This is a genomic window from Pseudomonas sp. NY15354, from assembly GCF_048068075.1.
GTDB classification, from domain to species: domain Bacteria; phylum Pseudomonadota; class Gammaproteobacteria; order Pseudomonadales; family Pseudomonadaceae; genus Aquipseudomonas; species Aquipseudomonas guariconensis_C.
Genome location: NZ_JBLUPV010000027.1, coordinates 54,477 through 69,887, shown reverse-complemented (window position 1 = coordinate 69,887; position 15,411 = coordinate 54,477). Strand labels below are relative to the sequence as shown.

The window sequence follows — 15,411 nt, the reverse complement described above, 5'->3', positions numbered from 1 at the left end:
CAGCGTGACTTGCGTCCGGGCCTCACCCTCAATGAACCGCTTCATGATCGTCCCCGCCACGATCTCGACGATCAGAAGGTTAGACAATCGCAGGTGTTTTCACACAGCCTGAGTCGTTAGCAGCCGTTCGCGAATACCTGCTATCAACCCATTGGTACCCTTCATACAGGGTTGCAATGGGTCGATGCAATTGAAAAAAGTCAGGTTTTCAGTTCGCCAGCACTCAGGCATAAAACTGCTTTGATGCGCTGGCGATGCGCTGGTACTTACGCTGCTGCCGGTTAATGCTGCGGATATCCAGAAAAAATATCTCTGCGCTACGCCAGAGCAGCATCCACGCGGTGACGGTAACGACTCCCACGGGGATGGTGCCTTCAATGCCCAGAGCCGTGCCTGCCAGCACCAAGGCTAGTGCCAAGCCCAGGAGTGTCAACGCTACCAGGCGTTGGGTGCGAATATCCCCGCTGAGTTGTTCCCTCTTTTCCGTAAAGGTATTGCTGATGGCTTGCTGCAGGCGTTCACGCTCCTCTACCGGGCAGCGAATGTGCAGGCACAGCTCGTGGTGGTACCAGGCGCTATCTGACAGGTAGTCCACCAGCTCGGGGCTTAACTTGGGGTTGTCCGGCGAGGCAAACGGATTGAGGTAATCGTGAGTGATCGTCAGATCGATTGTTTTAGTCATAACGAGCCTTTACCTGGTTGAGCTGTGAACGGAGACTTGAGTGTTCGAGGTAAAGCTAGTCGCAACACAACTGCTCTGCCTGATCGGCAGTCGGACGCGCGGAAGCAGACGCGAATTTATCCGGAATGCGTTGGCTTATGCGGGCCGTGACCGCCTCCATAAGTGCTGATTGTTATCACGCTCTACGTGAGGTACAGGCCGCTCAGAACAAAGCCCGCAGCAACGTCCATGGCGGCTGTGCATGGGGCACTATTGTGCGCCGGGTTTGGCTTTGTTCCCCGGTCTGTCAACCCATGCAACAGCTGCCACCTCATTGTTTGACAGCAAGCGGTGGCGGCTCTCATTTCAGAACAGGCCGATACCATGCTCAAGATCGTTTCCGATCCACCTTGCAATCACCTATCCCGCCAGAACACGATCTCCCAACCTCAGCACAAATCCAGTGCATTCGGATCGTGGCTCACCATCCAATCCCGCTACTACCCACTTTCGATTCAGGTTATGGGCTTGCGCGTCTAACCGTAAGACGCTGCATTTAGGCCTTTAGCCATGTGCCATCTGTGCCGGCCCATTCGCGGGTGAACCCGCTCCCACAGGGGTTTGCGTTGTCGTTGGGGCAGCGGTGTGCTGCGGGACGGCGCTGATGGATGATGCGGAGTTGGGGATGATGCGCTGAGGTCAAGGTGCTGCGGTCAGGGGCCCGGTGCGACCAGGCGATAGCCTACGCCGGCTTCGGTGATGATGAAGCGCGGCGCAGTCGGATCATCCCCCAGCTTCTGCCGCACGTGGGCGACGACGATGCGCAGGTAATGGGTGTCATCGACATGCGTCGGACCCCAGATGTCCTTGAGCAATTGCTGCTGGGTGATGACGCGCCCGGGGTGGCCGGCGAGCTGGGCGAGCAGTGCGTACTCTTTGCGGGTCAGGGCCACCTCCACGCCGTCGAGGGTCACCTTGCGGAACGCGAAGTCCACCACCAAGGGCCCGAAGGTTGCGCTCGACTGCACGGCGTCGGCCTGGGGCGTCTGGCGCAGCAAAGCGCGGATGCGGGCGAGGAATTCCTGGATGCCGAAGGGCTTGGTCACGTAGTCGTTGGCGCCGCCATCGAGTGCGTCGACTTTCTGTACTTCGCTCGCACGCACCGACAGCACCAGCACCGGCACGGCGCTCCACTCGCGCAGCTCGCGCAGCACGTGCTGGCCGTCCATGTCGGGCAGGCCGAGGTCGAGCACCACCAGGTCCGGCTTACTCAGCGCGGCCTGGGCGAGGCCTTCGGCGCCGGTGGCGGCTTCGATGACTTTGTAGCCCTGGGAGACGAGGCTGATGCGCAGGAACTTGCGGATCTGCGGTTCATCGTCGATGACCAGCAGGGTGGCGGACTGACTCATGGGGCTTCGCTTTCAGGCTCAGGTTGTGGGGGCAACGGCAAGCATAGAGTGATGCAGGTGCCCTGGCCATCGATGCCGTCGCCGACGAGGATCTGCCCACCGTGGGCGCCGATCATGCCTTGGCAGATGGCAAGGCCAAGGCCGGTGCCCTGCCCGCCCCGGTCGCCGCGGGCGGCAGTGTAGAACATGTCGAAGATCTTCTCGCGCTCGCTCACCGGGATGCCTGGCCCTTGGTCGCTGACGGCAAAGCGCAATTGCTCGCCCTCGGCGGTGACGCGCAGTTCCAGACGCCCGTTGGCCGGTGAGAAGCGGGCGGCGTTTTCCAGCACGTTCACCAGCGCCTGTTCGATCAGCGCGGCGTGCACGAACAGCAGCGGCAACGCGGGGGGCACGTCGGTGTGCACGCGCAACGGCGCCAGGACCACGCGCAGGCGGTTGAGGGCGCTGCCGACAATGTCGGCCGGAGCGACCCAATCGCGGGCGAGCTTGAGGCCGCCGTGGCCAAGGCGGGTCATGTCCAGCAGGTTCTGGATGTAGCGGTCCAGGCGTTCGGCTTCGTTGCGGGTGCCTTCGAGCAACTCTTGGCGATCGGCCGGGGGGATGGCGTCGCCCAGGGCCAGCAAGCTGTCGATGCTGCCGCGCATGGCGGTCAGCGGGGTGCGCAGGTCATGGGAGACGGAGGCCAGCAGCGCGCTGCGCAGTTGCTCGGTCTCGCCGTGCAAGCGCGCGGCTTCCAATTGCTCGCCCAGTCGGGCACGGGCCAGGGCCTGAGCCAGGGGTTGCCCAAGGGCCATCAACAGGCGCCGGCGCTCGGCGCTCAAAACCTCACCTGAACGTGGCCGTACACCGAGCAGTGCCAGGGGTTGGTCGTCCACGGCAAGGGGCCACCACCACCAGCGCCCGTCGGGCAAGGTGTCGCTGCCATGGCCGGCGGCCTGACCGTGCTGCCAGGCCCATTCGGCGGCCGCGCGTTCGTTGTCGGTCAGTTGCGGCTCGTGGCTGCCGGTGGCTTGCAGCAAACCTTCAGCGTTGCGCTCGAGCAGGCAGGCCTGCATGTCTTGCCAGGCACCCAGGTGCTGGCCGGCGGCGTTGAACACGGCCTGGCGGTCGGTGGCCACGGTGAGACGACGCGAGAGGTCGAGCAGTTGCGTGGTCTCGGCCTGGGTTTCGCGCAGGGCCTGCAACTGGCGACGCTGGCGCGCGGCGAGGTTGCCGGTGAGACCGGCCATGAGCAGGAAGAAGACCAAGGTGAGCACGTCTTCTTCGCGCTGGATGGCGAAGGAGAAGTTCGGCGGGATGAACAGAAAGTCATAGGTGAGAAACGACAGCGCCGCGCAGGCCAGCGCCGGCCCCAGGCTGCTGCGCACCGCCACCAGCAGCACGGCGGCGAGAAACACCAGGGAGATGTTGGGCAGCGCCAGCACGCTGGACACCGCCCACGACAACCCGGCGGCCAGCGCGGTGGCCACCAGCGCCAGCAGGTAATGGCGCCAGACCCACACGCGCTGCACCGCCGAGGGTGCCGTGCGGGGTTGGGTATCGCGATCGAGGACGTTGATTTCCAGTCCATGGCTTTCGCGCAGCAGGCGCGCGGCCACGCCAGCACCGAACAGACGCCGGCGCAGGCGATCGCGGGACTGGCCCACCAGCACCAGACTGGCGCGCCGTTCGCTGGCGTGCTGGATCAGGGTGCGGGTCACTTCACCGGCACGCAGCACCACCACTTCGCCGCCCAGGCGCTCGGCCAGTTGCTGGGCGGCCTGCAGGCGCTGGCGGGCGGTCTCGTCGCGCAGGCGGCCGTTGTCCACGTGCACCAGGCTCCAGGGCAGATGGCGGCGCTGGGCGACACGACTGGCATGGCGCACCAAACGTTCGGCCTGCTCGTCACCGTCCACGCCCACCAGCAGGCGACCGCGCAGGGCCGGGGCCTCCTGGCCGCGCTGGCGGTAGCCATGGGCAAGATCGGCGTCGACCTGGGCAGCGGCGGTCTGCATGGCCAGCTCGCGCAGGGCGGTGAGGTTGGTCTGGGAGAAGTAGGCGTCGATGGCTGCCCTCGCCTGCTCCGGCACATAGACCTTGCCCTCGCGCAGGCGCATCAGCAGCTCACGCGGTGGGAGGTCGATCAGCACCAGCTCGAAGGCTTCCTGCAGGACCCAGTCCGGCAGGGTCTCGCGGACCTGAACGCCGGTGATGTCGCGGACTTTGTCGTTGAGGCTTTCCAGGTGCTGGACGTTGACGGTGGTGTAGACATCAATGCCGGCAGCGAGCAGTTCCTGCACGTCCTGCCAGCGCTTGGCGTGGCGGCTGCCGGGGGCGTTGGTGTGGGCCAGTTCGTCCACCAGGGCCAAGGTGGGAGCGGCCTTGAGCAGGCCGTCGAGGTCCATTTCCTCGAGGGTCACGCCGCGGTAGTCGGTGCGCAGCAGGGGGTGCTGGGCCAGGCCGCCGAGCAGGGCCTCGGTTTCGGCGCGGCCGTGGGTCTCGACGATGCCGGCCAGCACCTGCACGCCCAGGCGCTGCTGAGCGTGGGCGGCCTGGAGCATGGCGTAGGTCTTGCCCACCCCGGGGGCGGCGCCGAGAAATACCTTGAGCTTGCCGCGCCCTTCGCGCGGCAGGCCCGCCAGAAGCGCATCGGCGCGGGCGGAGTCACTCATGTTTCATCCTTTCAATTCCGGGCCTGCAGTGCAGGCCATCGCAGGCTTCGCCAGCGCCTAAAGAGCCACCGCCTATCGTCATCATCGGCGGCATCTGTTTCGCGGGTAAACCCGCTCCCACAGGGATAGTGCAGCTCTTTGATGGCAACGCTGTACCTGTGGGACAGCCTAGGCCTACAGGGCAGCGCTATGAGCCGGATCCGAGCGGGGCCAGGCGCTCCAGCGCCTGGTTCAGCGCCAGCACGTTCACCACAGGTGGGCCGATCAACGGGTGCAGGGTGGCCTCTTCCACCAGCGCTTGCAAGCGCTCCACCGGCACTTGCCGCGCCGCCGCCACGCGGGGCAACTGGTAGGCCACGGCATCGGGCGGCAGATGCGGGTCGAGGCCGCTGCCGGAAGTGGTCAGCAAGGCCAGGGGCACGGGGCCTTGTTGGGGATGGTAGAGCACGGCAGCTTCGGTCTTGACCCGCTCGGCCAGGGCCGGGTTGCTTGGTGAAAGGTTGCTGGCACTGCTGGCCACGGTGGCATAGGCGCCAGCCGAAGGGCGCGAGTGGAACCAGGCATCGCCTGCAAAATCCTGGGCGATCAGGGCCGAGCCGCGCACCCGCCCCTGCTCGTCACGCACCAGGCTGCCATTGGCCTGCTCGGGGAAGGCAACTTGGGCAATGCCGGTCACCGCCAGGGGGTACAGGGCGCCGGTGATCAGGGTCATCAGCAGGGCCAGGCTCAGGGCCGGGCGCAAATAGGTGGTCATGGGCGTCTCCTTCAAACCAAGTGCAAGGCGTTGAGCAGCAGGTCGATCAGCTTGATCCCGGCAAATGGCACGATGATGCCGCCCACGCCATAGATCAGCAGGTTGCGGCGCAGCAGATGGGCCGCGCTCGCCGCCTGGACGCGCACCCCGCGCAGGGCCAGGGGGATCAGCACGACGATGATCAACGCGTTGAACACGATGGCCGAGAGGATCGCGCTCTGCGGGCTTTGCAGTTGCATGAGGTTGAGCACGCCCAACTGCGGGTAGATCGCCGCGAACAGCGCCGGCAGGATGGCGAAGTACTTGGCCACGTCGTTGGCGATGGAGAAGGTGGTCAGCGCACCGCGGGTGACCAGCAGCTCCTTGCCCACCTGGACCACGTCCAGCAGCTTGGTCGGGTCGCTGTCCAGATCGACCATGTTGGCCGCCTCGCGCGCGGCCTGGGTGCCGTCGTTCATGGCCATGCCCACATCCGCCTGGGCCAGGGCCGGGGCGTCGTTGGCGCCGTCACCGCACATGGCTACCAGGCGACCGTCGTTCTGCTCCTGGCGAATACGCGCGAGCTTCTTCTCCGGCGTAGCCTCGGCCAGCACATCATCGACCCCGGCTTCAGCCGCAATGGCTGCGGCGGTCAGCGGGTTGTCGCCCGTCACCATCACCGTGCGGATCCCCAGCTTACGCAGCTCGGCGAAGCGTTCGCGAATGCCCGGCTTGACCACATCCTTGAGGTGGATCACTCCCAGCAGGCGCTTGTCGATGCACACCAACAGCGGTGTGCCGCCGCTCTGTGCGATGCGCTCCACTTCACGGGCCAGCGGCGCGGGCATCTCCAGACGCTGCAGCCCGACGAAGGCCAGCACCGCATCCACCGCGCCCTTGCGGTAGCGATGCTGCTGGAAGTCGATACCCGAGAGCCGCGTCTCGGCACTGAAGGCAATGGCCTCGAACTGATTGGCCGATGGCTCGATGAACTCATGCTGCTGACGCAGGAACTCGACGATCGACTTGCCCTCGGCGGTGTCATCGGCCAGGGAGGCGAACAATGCGCCCTCCCCCAGCTCCCGCGCCGTGATACCGGGCGCAGCGTGCAACGCGCTGCAGCGGCGATTGCCGAAGGTGATGGTGCCGGTCTTGTCGAGCATCAGCGTGTGCACATCACCCGCCGCCTCCACCGCGCGGCCGGAGCGCGCGATGACGTTCAGGCGCACCAGGCGGTCCATGCCGGCGATGCCGATGGCGGAGAGCAGACCACCGATGGTGGTGGGGATGAGCGTCACGAGCAGCGCGGCGAGGAAGATCAGCGGCAGACTGCCGCCGGAAAACCGGGCGAATGGCTGCAGGGTCACCACCACGATCAGGAAGATCAACGTCAGGCCGATCAGCAGGATGTCCAGGGCGATCTCGTTGGGGGTCTTCTGGCGTTTGGCACCTTCGACCAAGGCGATCATGCGGTCCAGGGTCGACTCACCAGGGTTGCTGGTGATGCGGATCAGCAGCCAGTCCGAGACCAGCCGGGTGTTGCCGGTGACCGCCGAGCGGTCGCCGCCGGACTCGCGGATCACGGGGGCCGACTCGCCGGTGATGGCCGACTCGTTGACCGCGGCGATGCCTTCGAGCACTTCGCCGTCCCCAGGGATCAGCTCGCCAGCGACGACCTTGACCACATCGTCCTTGCGCAGCTGAGTGGCGGGCACGCTCTCGAACCCACCATCGGCGGTGCGACGCTGGGCGCTCAGACCCTGGCTGCCGGCCTTGAGGCTGTCGGCACGGGCCTTGCCACGGCCTTCGGCCAGGGCTTCGGCGAAGTTGGCGAACAGCACGGTGAACCACAGCCACAGGGCAATTTGCAGGGCCACACCGGTACCCACGCCACTGCCGGGGATGAAACACAGTACGGTGGTCAGCAACGCGGTCAGGGCGACCACCAGCATCACTGGCGAGCGCTTGAGCTGACGGGGGTCGAGCTTGACGAAAGCCTGCACCAGGGCTGGACGCCAGAGCGCGGCGAAGCGGGTCTGGTCCACGGCGGTGCGGTGGGCTTTGACGTCAGTAATAGGCATGTTCATGGGAGTCCTCAGAAGCCCAGGCTCAGGTGTTCGGCAATCGGCCCGAGGGCCAAGGTCGGCAGGAAGGTCAGGCCACCGACCAGCAGGATGGTCACCAGCAGCAGGACCACGAACAACGGGCCGTGGGTGGGGAAGCTGTTCAAGCCCTGGGGCGCGGTCTTCTTCGCCGCCAGGCTGCCGGCCAGGGCCAGCACCGGCAGGATGTAGCCGAAGCGGCCAATGAGCATGGCCAGGCCGATCATCAGGTTGTGGTATGGCGTGTTGGCACCGAAGCCGGCAAACGCCGAACCGTTGTTGGCGGTGCCGGAGGTGTAGGCATAGAGCAGTTGGCTGAAGCCATGGGCGCCGGGGTTGGTCACGGCGCTGGCAGGCCCGGCGAGGCTCGCGGTGATGGCGCCAAGCACCAGCACGCCCACCGGCATCACCAGCAAGGTCGCCACCAGCAGTTGCACCTCTCGCGCCTGGAGTTTCTTGCCCAGGTATTCCGGCGTGCGCCCGATCATCAGGCCCGCCAGGAACACAGCGATCAGCACGAACAGCAACATGCCGTACAGCCCTGCGCCCACCCCGCCGAAGATCACCTCGCCGACCATCATGTTGACCATGGCCACCATGCCGGTGAGCGGGTTGAGGCTGTCATGCATGGCATTGACCGACCCATTGGAGGCGGCTGTGGTGGTCACGCTCCACAGCACCGAGGCGGTGGTGCCGAAGCGGCTTTCCTTGCCTTCGAGCGGCGCGGTTTGTTGCACCTGGGCGCTTTCGAGCGCCGGGTTGGGCTGCTGCTCGGACCACAGCGCGGTAGCACCGCCGATGAGGAACAGGCCCAGCATGCAGGCGAGAATCGCCCGGCTCTGGCGCAGGTCCTTGACGTAATGGCCGAAGGTGAACACCAGCGCCGCCGGAATGAGAATGATCGATGCCACCTCGAACAGGTTGCTCCAGACCGTGGGGTTTTCGAACGGGTGCGCCGAGTTGACGCCGAAGAAGCCGCCGCCATTGGTGCCCAGCTGCTTGATGGCGATCTGGCTGGCGGCCGGGCCCAGGGGGAGGGTCTGGTCGTTGCCTTGCAGGGTCAGCGCGTGGGCGTAGTCGGCGAAGGTCTGCGGCACGCCCTGCCATACCAGCAGCAGCGCCAGCAGCAGGCACAGCGGCAGGAGTACGTAGAAAGTGGCGCGGGTCAGGTCGACCCAGAAGTTACCCAGGGTGGTGGTCGAGCGGCGGGCGATCCCGCGACACAAGGCAACCAGCACGGCGAGACCCGTGGCGGCACTGACGAAGTTCTGCACCATCAGGCCAATCATCTGACTCAGGTAGCTGACCGAAGCCTCACCGCTGTAGGCCTGCCAATTGGTGTTGGTCATGAAGCTGACCGCGGTGTTGAACGCCAGCGTCCATTCCTGGCCGGGCAAGTGCTGCGGGTTCAGCGGCAAGTGACCTTGCAGCAGCAACACAGCGAACAGCAACGCAAAACCCACCAGATTGAAGGCCAGCAGCGCCAGCGTGTATTGCTTCCAGTTCTGCTCCTGCTCGGCGCGTACGCCGGCCAGGCGGTAGCATCCCTGCTCCAGCGGGCCGAGCACGGGTGTCAGCCAAGTGCGCTGCCCTTCCATCACCTTGAAGCAGAAACGCCCGAGCCCGGGTGCTGGCAGCAGCACGATGGCGAAGAACGCCAGCAGCAATAGGTAGTCGTAACTGTGCATGGTCGCCCCTTAGCTGCGATCGGCGCGCAGCAGCGCCACCAGCAGGTACACCGTCAACGCCACTGCCAGCAGCAGTGACACCCCGTCCAGCATGTTCATGTGCGCATCTCCCTTGGTACGGCGTGAGGGCCGGTTTAGGGAAATTGTCCGAGGGAGGGGCGTAAAGGGACGAGATGGGGGGTGGGGTCAGGGCATAAAGAGTGCGTAAAAATCAGGCTTTTCGGCGGCCCGTGCCGCCTATTCGCGGGTAAACCCGCACAGATTCAGCACCAACCTGGCGGGTCCCAACAGGTAAACCAGCCTGTGGGAGATTTGATGGTGCCGGACAAGCTCGAATCGTCTTCGGTTGGTATTCCTTGACACTTTTCAGCCGTGCAAATACCAGCCCTGGCGCAGAACCCACAGGCACAGCGGTGTTGTTGAGAGCACCGGAGAACCTGTGGGAGCGGGTTTACCCGCGAAGATGGCGCCGCAGAAGGTCTTGGCCTGGCTACCGTTGGGGTGTCTGCTGCCCTGCGTTGCGGCTCCAATCCAGCAACAGGCTGTAGCCCACCGCCAGCAAGGTCGGCCCAATGAACAGGCCAATGAAGCCAAAGGCGAGTAGCCCACCGAACACCCCGAGCAGCACGATCACCAATGGCAGGTTGCCGCCGCGGCTGATCAGGTACGGCTTGAGCACGTTGTCCACGCCACTGATGATGAAGGTCCCCCACAGGCCGAGGAACACCGCCATGCCGTACTCGCCCTTCCACACCAGCCAGCCGGTGGCCGGTATCCAGGCCAGCGGTGGCCCCATGGGGATCAGGCTGAGCATGAAGGTAACCAGGCCCAGCACGATGGCACCCGGCACGCCGGCAATCAAAAAGCCGATCAAAGCCAGCAGCCCCTGGGCCGCGGCGGTACCGATCACACCGTTGACCACACGCTGCACGGTACCGGCCACCAGGTCCAGGTAATACTCGGCGCGATCGCCCATCAACCGCTGCAACAGGCGCAGCACGAAGGCCGCCAAGCGCGGCCCGTCGCGGTAGAAGAAGAACACGAACACCAGGCTCAGGGTCAGCTCCAGGGCGCCGCTGCCGATCTGCGCACTGCGCGCCAGGAACCAGTTGCCGACCTGCCCCAGGTGAGGCTTGATCGAGGCCAGCAAGGCCGCGCCCTGTTGATCCATGGAGTCCCACCAGCGTACCAGGCGCTCCCCCACCAGCGGGATGCTGCCCAGCCAGTCCGGTGCGTCGGGCAAGCCGTCGACCTGCACGTCACGGATGAATGCGGTGGCATCGCGAATGTGGTCGGCCAGGTTGAAGCCGAGCCACACCAGCGGCAAGGCCACCACCAGAATCCACACGGCGGTCAAAAGACTCGCAGCGAGGGTTTCGCGCCCGCCCAGCACGCGGGTGAGCAGGCGCATCAGCGGCCAGCTGGCGAATGCCAGGATGGCGCCCCAGAGCAATGCCGAGATGAAAGGCGCCATCACCCACAAACCGGCCCCAAGCAGGGCCAGCAGCAGGATCTGGATCAGCAGGCGGTCATTGTTGGGCATGGATGGACTCATTCAATGGATCAGTTCCAGGTGCAGGCCTTCGGTGGGTGCCGTCCCGACTTCCAGGCGGGTGCTTCGCACACCGGCGTTCACCAGTTGCTCGCGCCAAGCCTCGGCTTCGGCGCCGCTGAGGCTGGCGCGCAGGGTGCTGTCCAGGTTCAGGCTGCGCCCGAGCAAGGCCACCCAGGTGGGCTGTGGTGCGGCAAGATCAGGGTAGTCCAGCTTGCCGGTGTCGCGCAGTTCACGCAGCACCGTCGCGGGAGTCGGCAGCAGCTCGCCCAGGGGGCTGTCAGCCACGAATTCTTCGACGTGCAGGTAGGCGCGGCGATTGCCGCGGGTGACGCTGTAGAGCGAGACCAGGGTGTCGGCTTCTTCGGCGGAGCGGCGCAGGAGGATGAACGCTTGCTGCTCGTCACCCCCATTGAGGCGGGCATTGGCGAACACCTCATTGGCCCACAGGCTGGCTTCACCGCAGTCACGACCCTGACACCAGAACAGCGGGTAACCGCCATCGCGCTGCAGGGCCTCGCGGGCGCTGGTGAAGGCTTCGCGGGCGGTACGTTCGACAGGGAGCTCGTAGGTGACGGAGCTGACCTGGCCGCGGCTTTCGACCTTCTCATCCACCCTTAAGCGGCCGCTGATCTTGCGCAGAGGGCCCATGGGGTAGACCCGTTCCTGCTCCACGGCCGGGCGCTGGTCGACCACTTTGGCGTCTACCGGCACGGGCAAGCTGCCGGCCCACAACAAGGGGCTGGCCAGGCCCAGGCAAACGGCGATCAGGTTGCGCGTGATCATCGGCCACCTGTCACGCACAGGGCGCCGATGGGGTTATCCAGGATGTCTGGCATGTGCATGGTTGTCTCCGTGTTCAACCCGCCAAGCCTCGACACTTGTCCGGTGCAAGTCAAGAAAAGCCGAAGAAGCGATTGAAACAGTCTGCAACAAGGGTTGCGCCCTGTTCATCATTCAAATGCAGGTGATGACCACCGGGCAGCGTGACCTGCTCAAAGGGTAGCTGCTCCAGCAAGGCCGTGTGCCGCACGAGCATGCCATCGGCCGCCACCACCAGGCAGGCCGGGCATACGACGCGCTTCACGAACGCCATGGCCTGCGCTTCGTTCAGGCGTACCGGCGATGGCAAGGTCAGGCGGCTGTCGCTGCGCCAGCTGTAGCCGCCCGGCACCGGCATCAGGCCGCGCTGAGCCAACAGGTCGGCTGCCTCGCGGCTGACCGCGACCATGCCTTTCATGCGTGCCTGCACGCCTTCTTCGAGGGTCGAATACACCGACTTGCGCTTGCCGTCCAGACGCAACTGCGCCTGCAATGCCATGCCCAGGCGTTCAGCGGCGTCCTGCTCACGGGCTGTGGGCGGGATCACCCCGTCGATCAACGCCAGGTGGCTGATGCGATCCGGCAAGGCCCCTGCAAGTTGTACGGAAATGATCGCGCCCAGCGAATGCCCGAGCAGGCCAAAGCGCTGCCAGCCCAATTGCTCGGCTACCCGCAGCACATCGTGTACATAGTCGGCCAAGGCGTAACCCGCCCCCACGGGACGGTGCTGCGAATAGCCGTGCCCCGCCAGGTCCAGGGCCACCACGCGAAGCCCTTTGAGGCGCGGCGCCAGGCGGGCGAAGCTGTTGGCGTTGTCCAACCAGCCATGCAGGGCGATGACCGGCAGACCGTCCTGCGGCCCGAACAGGTGCGCCGCCAGCTCGATATGGCCAAGGCTCAGGCGGATCTCTTCGACGTGCGTGCTCATGTCCGGCTCCAGCGATCGAACAGGACCTTGATCAAGCCAGCGGTTTCATCCGGACGCTCCAGCGGGAACATGTGCCCGCCCGGGAGGCTGTGGTATTCGCCCCGGGGGATACCGCGCACCGCCAGGGCATGATGCCGGCGGATCACCCGGCTGTTGTCCCCCCGCACCACCGCCAGCGGCACCTGCAACTGGCTCGCCGGGGCTGGGCTGACATGGGGGATGCTGCGATAGATGTCGATTTCGGTGGTCGGGTCGAAGCGCAGGCGCAAGCCCTCCTGGGTGGCTTGCAGGCCGTGCTCCAGATACGCCTCCAGGCAGTCGGGGTCAAAGTGGCGGAACAACGTCTTGCCGGCGAAATAGGCCCGTGCGCTGTCGCGGTCGGGGAATGCCTCGCGACGGCCCAGGGTCCGCCCGGCCGGGGTGATACGGTCGATGAATCCCAGGCGCTTGGCCGCACGGATCATCCACTGGTCGGCGCGGGTCAGCACGGGCGAATCGAGCATCACCACACCGCGGTAATACTGTGGGCAACGCAAGGCGGCATGCAGGTGCAGAAGGCCTCCCAGCGAATGGCCAACACCCCACACCGGCTGCCCCTGTTGGGCCAGGTGATGAAGCAGCTCATCGACCAGACTCTGCCAGTTGTCGTTTACCGGAAAACGCGGGTCATGGGCATGCTGGGCCAGGTGTCGGACCTGGTAGTCCGGCGCCAGCGCGGCGAACAGCTTGCCGTAGGTGGCCGAAGGGAAGCCATTGGCGTGGGCGAAGAAGATCTGCTGCGACATGGCGGCCTGGTCTGAATGGGAAAGTGATGGCCCATTGTCGGCATGGTGCGCGGGGGCAGCAACGTTCGGAAAGGTCATCGCTGAGGGCGATCTGGACATGCCTGGCATTTGTGCCACCTTCTTCGCAAGTGGACCCGCTCCCTCGTGGTCCACACTCAGACCTACGGGAGCGGGTTCACCCGCGAAGAGATCACCGCCAAAAGCCAGGATCAGCCGGCGTGGTACAGCCCCTTCAAGGTCATCAACCCGGCGAGCGGCCAGTCCCCTTCCAGCTCCGCCAGGCTCGCCGTGCTCAAAGGCGCCGGCTGCTGGCCATGGCCGTGCTCGAGCAGACCCACCAGCGTGCCCACCAAAGGCTGGTGGCTCACCAACAGCACATGCTCCAGGCCTAGCTTGTCCAGCTCGCCGATCACCTGCCCGGCATCGCTGTCAGGGGTCAGCCAAGGCACCGTACGCACCGGCGCCTCGAAGCCCAGGGCGTCATGCACCAAGGCGGCAGTCTCCTGGGCGCGAACGTAAGGGCTGGCGATGATCGCCTGAAGTGGCTGGCCCAGCAGGCGCGCGGCGCTGCGCAGCACCTGCTCGCGACCGTGGTTCGTCAGGCGGCGCTCGGCGTCGGTATTGGCGCGTGGCTCGGCCTCGCCATGGCGCAGTACCCAGACCTTCACAGCTTGGGTTCCTCGTCGCGCACCGGGTGAGGCGCGCAGGCGACCTCGTGCGGGACCTCACCTTCAGGCGCACGCGGGGCCGGCCAGTCGGCGAACGGCCAAGGCTTCTGGTCGCTATGGAAAGTGCCGAAGCGGCCGATCTGCGCCAGGAACTGGCTCAGGCTGTCGCCGAAGTTCATCAGGCTGCCGCTGGGCGCGCCATAGACCAGGCGGTAGATCAGCTGGACCAGCACCAGACCACCCAGCAACAGCTGGGCCACGTGCCAGACCAACAGGAACACCAGCATCCACAGTACCCGCAGGATGATCGATTCGCGCTGGGCGCGGTTGGCTGTGTCGTTCATGCATGTACTCCGGGATCAGTTGAAACCGCTGATGGAAATGAAGTCGACGTCGGTCTTGGGCTCGGCGCGCATCAGGTGCTCGATCACCTGGTTCAGCGTACGTCCCTCGAAGAGGATCGCGTGCAGGCCGGCCACCAGCGGCATATACACCTGCACCTCCTGGGCCTTGGCCTTGAGCACCTTGAGGGTGTTGACCCCCTCGGCCACCTCGCCCAGCCGGCTCACGGCCTGCTCCAGGCTCAGGCCCTGGCCCAGGGCATGCCCTACCTGGTAGTTGCGGCTCTTGGGCGAAGAGCAGGTGACGATCAAGTCGCCGACCCCGGCCAAGCCCAGGAAGGTCATGGGGTTGGCGCCCTGGCTGACGGCGAAGCGGGTCATCTCGGCCAGCGCGCGGGTGATCAGCATGCTCTTGGTGTTCTCGCCCATGCCCAGGGCGACGGCCATGCCCGCGATAATGGCGTAGACGTTCTTGAGTGCGCCGCCGAGCTCCACGCCGAAGCGATCGGCACTGGCATAGACGCGGAAGGTACGGCCATGCAGCACCGCCTGCACGCGTTGGCAGAGGGCTTCGTCCTCGCTGGCCACCACGGTGGCGGTCAGGGCGTGCTCGGCGATCTCGCGGGCCAGGTTCGGTCCCGACAGCACGCCGATGCGAGCCTCGGGCGCGATCTCCTCGAGGATCTGGCTCATCAGCTTGAAGCTTTGCGCCTCGATGCCCTTGGTCAGGCTGACCAGGCCCTTGCCACGCAGCAGTTCGGCATGGGGCGCCAGCACGCTGCGCAAGGCGCTGGAGGGCAGCGCGACGAAGATCAGGTCGCAGGCCTGCAAGGTGGCGAGCAGGTCGTTGACAGGCTCCACCCCATCCTGCAGGCGAATGCCTTTGAGATAGCGCGGGTTCTCGCGATTGACGCGCATGGCCTCGGCCTGCTCGGGGTCACGCATCCATTGCCGTACCGGCACGCCGTTCTCGGCCAGCAAGTTCGCCACGGCGGTGCCGAAGCTGCCGCCTCCCAGAACTGCAACAGGTTGCTGTTCAGTCATATCCAATCCGTTAAAGCCAATAAGTTA

At 65.5% G+C, this 15,411-nt stretch carries 14 protein-coding genes; all 14 read right to left on the bottom strand.

The genetic code is table 11. The annotated features are described in order from the left end of the window. Positions 1–223 precede the first annotated feature (223 nt). Positions 224–682: a hypothetical protein gene (locus ACNFCH_RS20760; protein ID WP_416743561.1), complete on the bottom strand. Its 459-nt coding sequence runs from the start codon at positions 680–682 to the stop codon at positions 224–226. Between the two features lie 692 nt (positions 683–1,374). Next, a complete protein-coding gene (locus ACNFCH_RS20755) occupies positions 1,375–2,070 on the bottom strand; it encodes a response regulator (protein WP_196163646.1) in 696 nt (231 codons plus the stop codon). Beyond that, positions 2,067–4,721 carry a DUF4118 domain-containing protein gene (locus tag ACNFCH_RS20750; RefSeq protein ID WP_416743559.1) on the bottom strand — a complete coding sequence of 885 codons (2,655 nt, stop codon included), beginning with the start codon at positions 4,719–4,721 and terminating at the stop codon, positions 2,067–2,069. Before ACNFCH_RS20750 ends, ACNFCH_RS20755 begins: the two co-directional genes overlap by 4 nt. A gap of 187 nt (positions 4,722–4,908) precedes the next feature. Next, positions 4,909–5,475 carry a potassium-transporting ATPase subunit KdpC gene (gene kdpC, locus ACNFCH_RS20745; protein WP_337156986.1) on the bottom strand — a complete coding sequence of 189 codons (567 nt, stop codon included), beginning with the start codon at positions 5,473–5,475 and terminating at the stop codon, positions 4,909–4,911. Between the two features lie 11 nt (positions 5,476–5,486). Then, positions 5,487–7,541 (bottom strand): potassium-transporting ATPase subunit KdpB, encoded by a 2,055-nt coding sequence (gene kdpB / locus ACNFCH_RS20740; protein ID WP_337156987.1) that lies wholly within the window; start codon positions 7,539–7,541, stop codon positions 5,487–5,489. Positions 7,542–7,549: 8 nt separating this feature from the next. Beyond that, the gene (gene kdpA, locus ACNFCH_RS20735; protein ID WP_337156988.1) at positions 7,550–9,244 is read right to left on the bottom strand and encodes a potassium-transporting ATPase subunit KdpA; all 1,695 of its coding nucleotides are present in this window, start codon (positions 9,242–9,244) and stop codon (positions 7,550–7,552) included. A 9-nt stretch (positions 9,245–9,253) separates the two neighbouring features. Further along, positions 9,254–9,343: a K(+)-transporting ATPase subunit F gene (gene kdpF, locus ACNFCH_RS20730; RefSeq protein WP_070092866.1), complete on the bottom strand. Its 90-nt coding sequence runs from the start codon at positions 9,341–9,343 to the stop codon at positions 9,254–9,256. 391 nt (positions 9,344–9,734) lie between these two features. Beyond that, positions 9,735–10,787, bottom strand: a complete 1,053-nt coding sequence (locus tag ACNFCH_RS20725) for an AI-2E family transporter (protein ID WP_337156989.1) — start codon at positions 10,785–10,787, stop codon at positions 9,735–9,737. 12 nt (positions 10,788–10,799) lie between these two features. Continuing rightward, positions 10,800–11,582 (bottom strand): DUF4892 domain-containing protein, encoded by a 783-nt coding sequence (locus ACNFCH_RS20720; RefSeq protein ID WP_337156990.1) that lies wholly within the window; start codon positions 11,580–11,582, stop codon positions 10,800–10,802. 109 nt (positions 11,583–11,691) lie between these two features. Further along, on the bottom strand, positions 11,692–12,546 hold the full coding sequence (locus ACNFCH_RS20715) for an alpha/beta hydrolase (RefSeq protein ID WP_337156991.1): 855 nt from the start codon (positions 12,544–12,546) through the stop codon (positions 11,692–11,694). After that, the gene (locus tag ACNFCH_RS20710) at positions 12,543–13,331 is read right to left on the bottom strand and encodes an alpha/beta fold hydrolase (protein WP_416743555.1); all 789 of its coding nucleotides are present in this window, start codon (positions 13,329–13,331) and stop codon (positions 12,543–12,545) included. Before ACNFCH_RS20710 ends, ACNFCH_RS20715 begins: the two co-directional genes overlap by 4 nt. 209 nt (positions 13,332–13,540) lie before the next feature. Beyond that, positions 13,541–13,999, bottom strand: a complete 459-nt coding sequence (gene sixA, locus ACNFCH_RS20705; protein ID WP_337156993.1) for a phosphohistidine phosphatase SixA — start codon at positions 13,997–13,999, stop codon at positions 13,541–13,543. Further along, positions 13,996–14,343 carry a DUF4389 domain-containing protein gene (locus ACNFCH_RS20700; RefSeq protein WP_337156994.1) on the bottom strand — a complete coding sequence of 116 codons (348 nt, stop codon included), beginning with the start codon at positions 14,341–14,343 and terminating at the stop codon, positions 13,996–13,998. The genes sixA and ACNFCH_RS20700 overlap by 4 nt, the downstream gene beginning before the upstream one ends. A 15-nt stretch (positions 14,344–14,358) precedes the next feature. Then, complete coding sequence (locus tag ACNFCH_RS20695) at positions 14,359–15,384, bottom strand: NAD(P)H-dependent glycerol-3-phosphate dehydrogenase (RefSeq protein ID WP_043211374.1); 1,026 nt, start codon at positions 15,382–15,384, stop codon at positions 14,359–14,361. Between the last annotated feature and the right edge of the window lie 27 nt (positions 15,385–15,411).

What these genes read in the sequence shown, in the direction of transcription:
- ACNFCH_RS20725 (WP_337156989.1), bottom strand. Translation starts at nt 10,787, where the DNA reads ATGCCCAACAATGACCGCCTGCTGATCCAGATCCTGCTGCTGGCCCTG.
- ACNFCH_RS20710 (WP_416743555.1), bottom strand. Translation starts at nt 13,331, where the DNA reads ATGTCGCAGCAGATCTTCTTCGCCCACGCCAATGGCTTCCCTTCGGCC.
- ACNFCH_RS20760 (WP_416743561.1), bottom strand. Translation starts at nt 682, where the DNA reads ATGACTAAAACAATCGATCTGACGATCACTCACGATTACCTCAATCCG.
- kdpF (WP_070092866.1), bottom strand. Translation starts at nt 9,343, where the DNA reads ATGAACATGCTGGACGGGGTGTCACTGCTGCTGGCAGTGGCGTTGACG.
- kdpA (WP_337156988.1), bottom strand. Translation starts at nt 9,244, where the DNA reads ATGCACAGTTACGACTACCTATTGCTGCTGGCGTTCTTCGCCATCGTG.
- kdpB (WP_337156987.1), bottom strand. Translation starts at nt 7,541, where the DNA reads ATGAACATGCCTATTACTGACGTCAAAGCCCACCGCACCGCCGTGGAC.
- ACNFCH_RS20700 (WP_337156994.1), bottom strand. Translation starts at nt 14,343, where the DNA reads ATGAACGACACAGCCAACCGCGCCCAGCGCGAATCGATCATCCTGCGG.
- ACNFCH_RS20750 (WP_416743559.1), bottom strand. Translation starts at nt 4,721, where the DNA reads ATGAGTGACTCCGCCCGCGCCGATGCGCTTCTGGCGGGCCTGCCGCGC.
- ACNFCH_RS20720 (WP_337156990.1), bottom strand. Translation starts at nt 11,582, where the DNA reads ATGATCACGCGCAACCTGATCGCCGTTTGCCTGGGCCTGGCCAGCCCC.
- kdpC (WP_337156986.1), bottom strand. Translation starts at nt 5,475, where the DNA reads ATGACCACCTATTTGCGCCCGGCCCTGAGCCTGGCCCTGCTGATGACC.
- ACNFCH_RS20755 (WP_196163646.1), bottom strand. Translation starts at nt 2,070, where the DNA reads ATGAGTCAGTCCGCCACCCTGCTGGTCATCGACGATGAACCGCAGATC.
- ACNFCH_RS20715 (WP_337156991.1), bottom strand. Translation starts at nt 12,546, where the DNA reads ATGAGCACGCACGTCGAAGAGATCCGCCTGAGCCTTGGCCATATCGAG.
- ACNFCH_RS20695 (WP_043211374.1), bottom strand. Translation starts at nt 15,384, where the DNA reads ATGACTGAACAGCAACCTGTTGCAGTTCTGGGAGGCGGCAGCTTCGGC.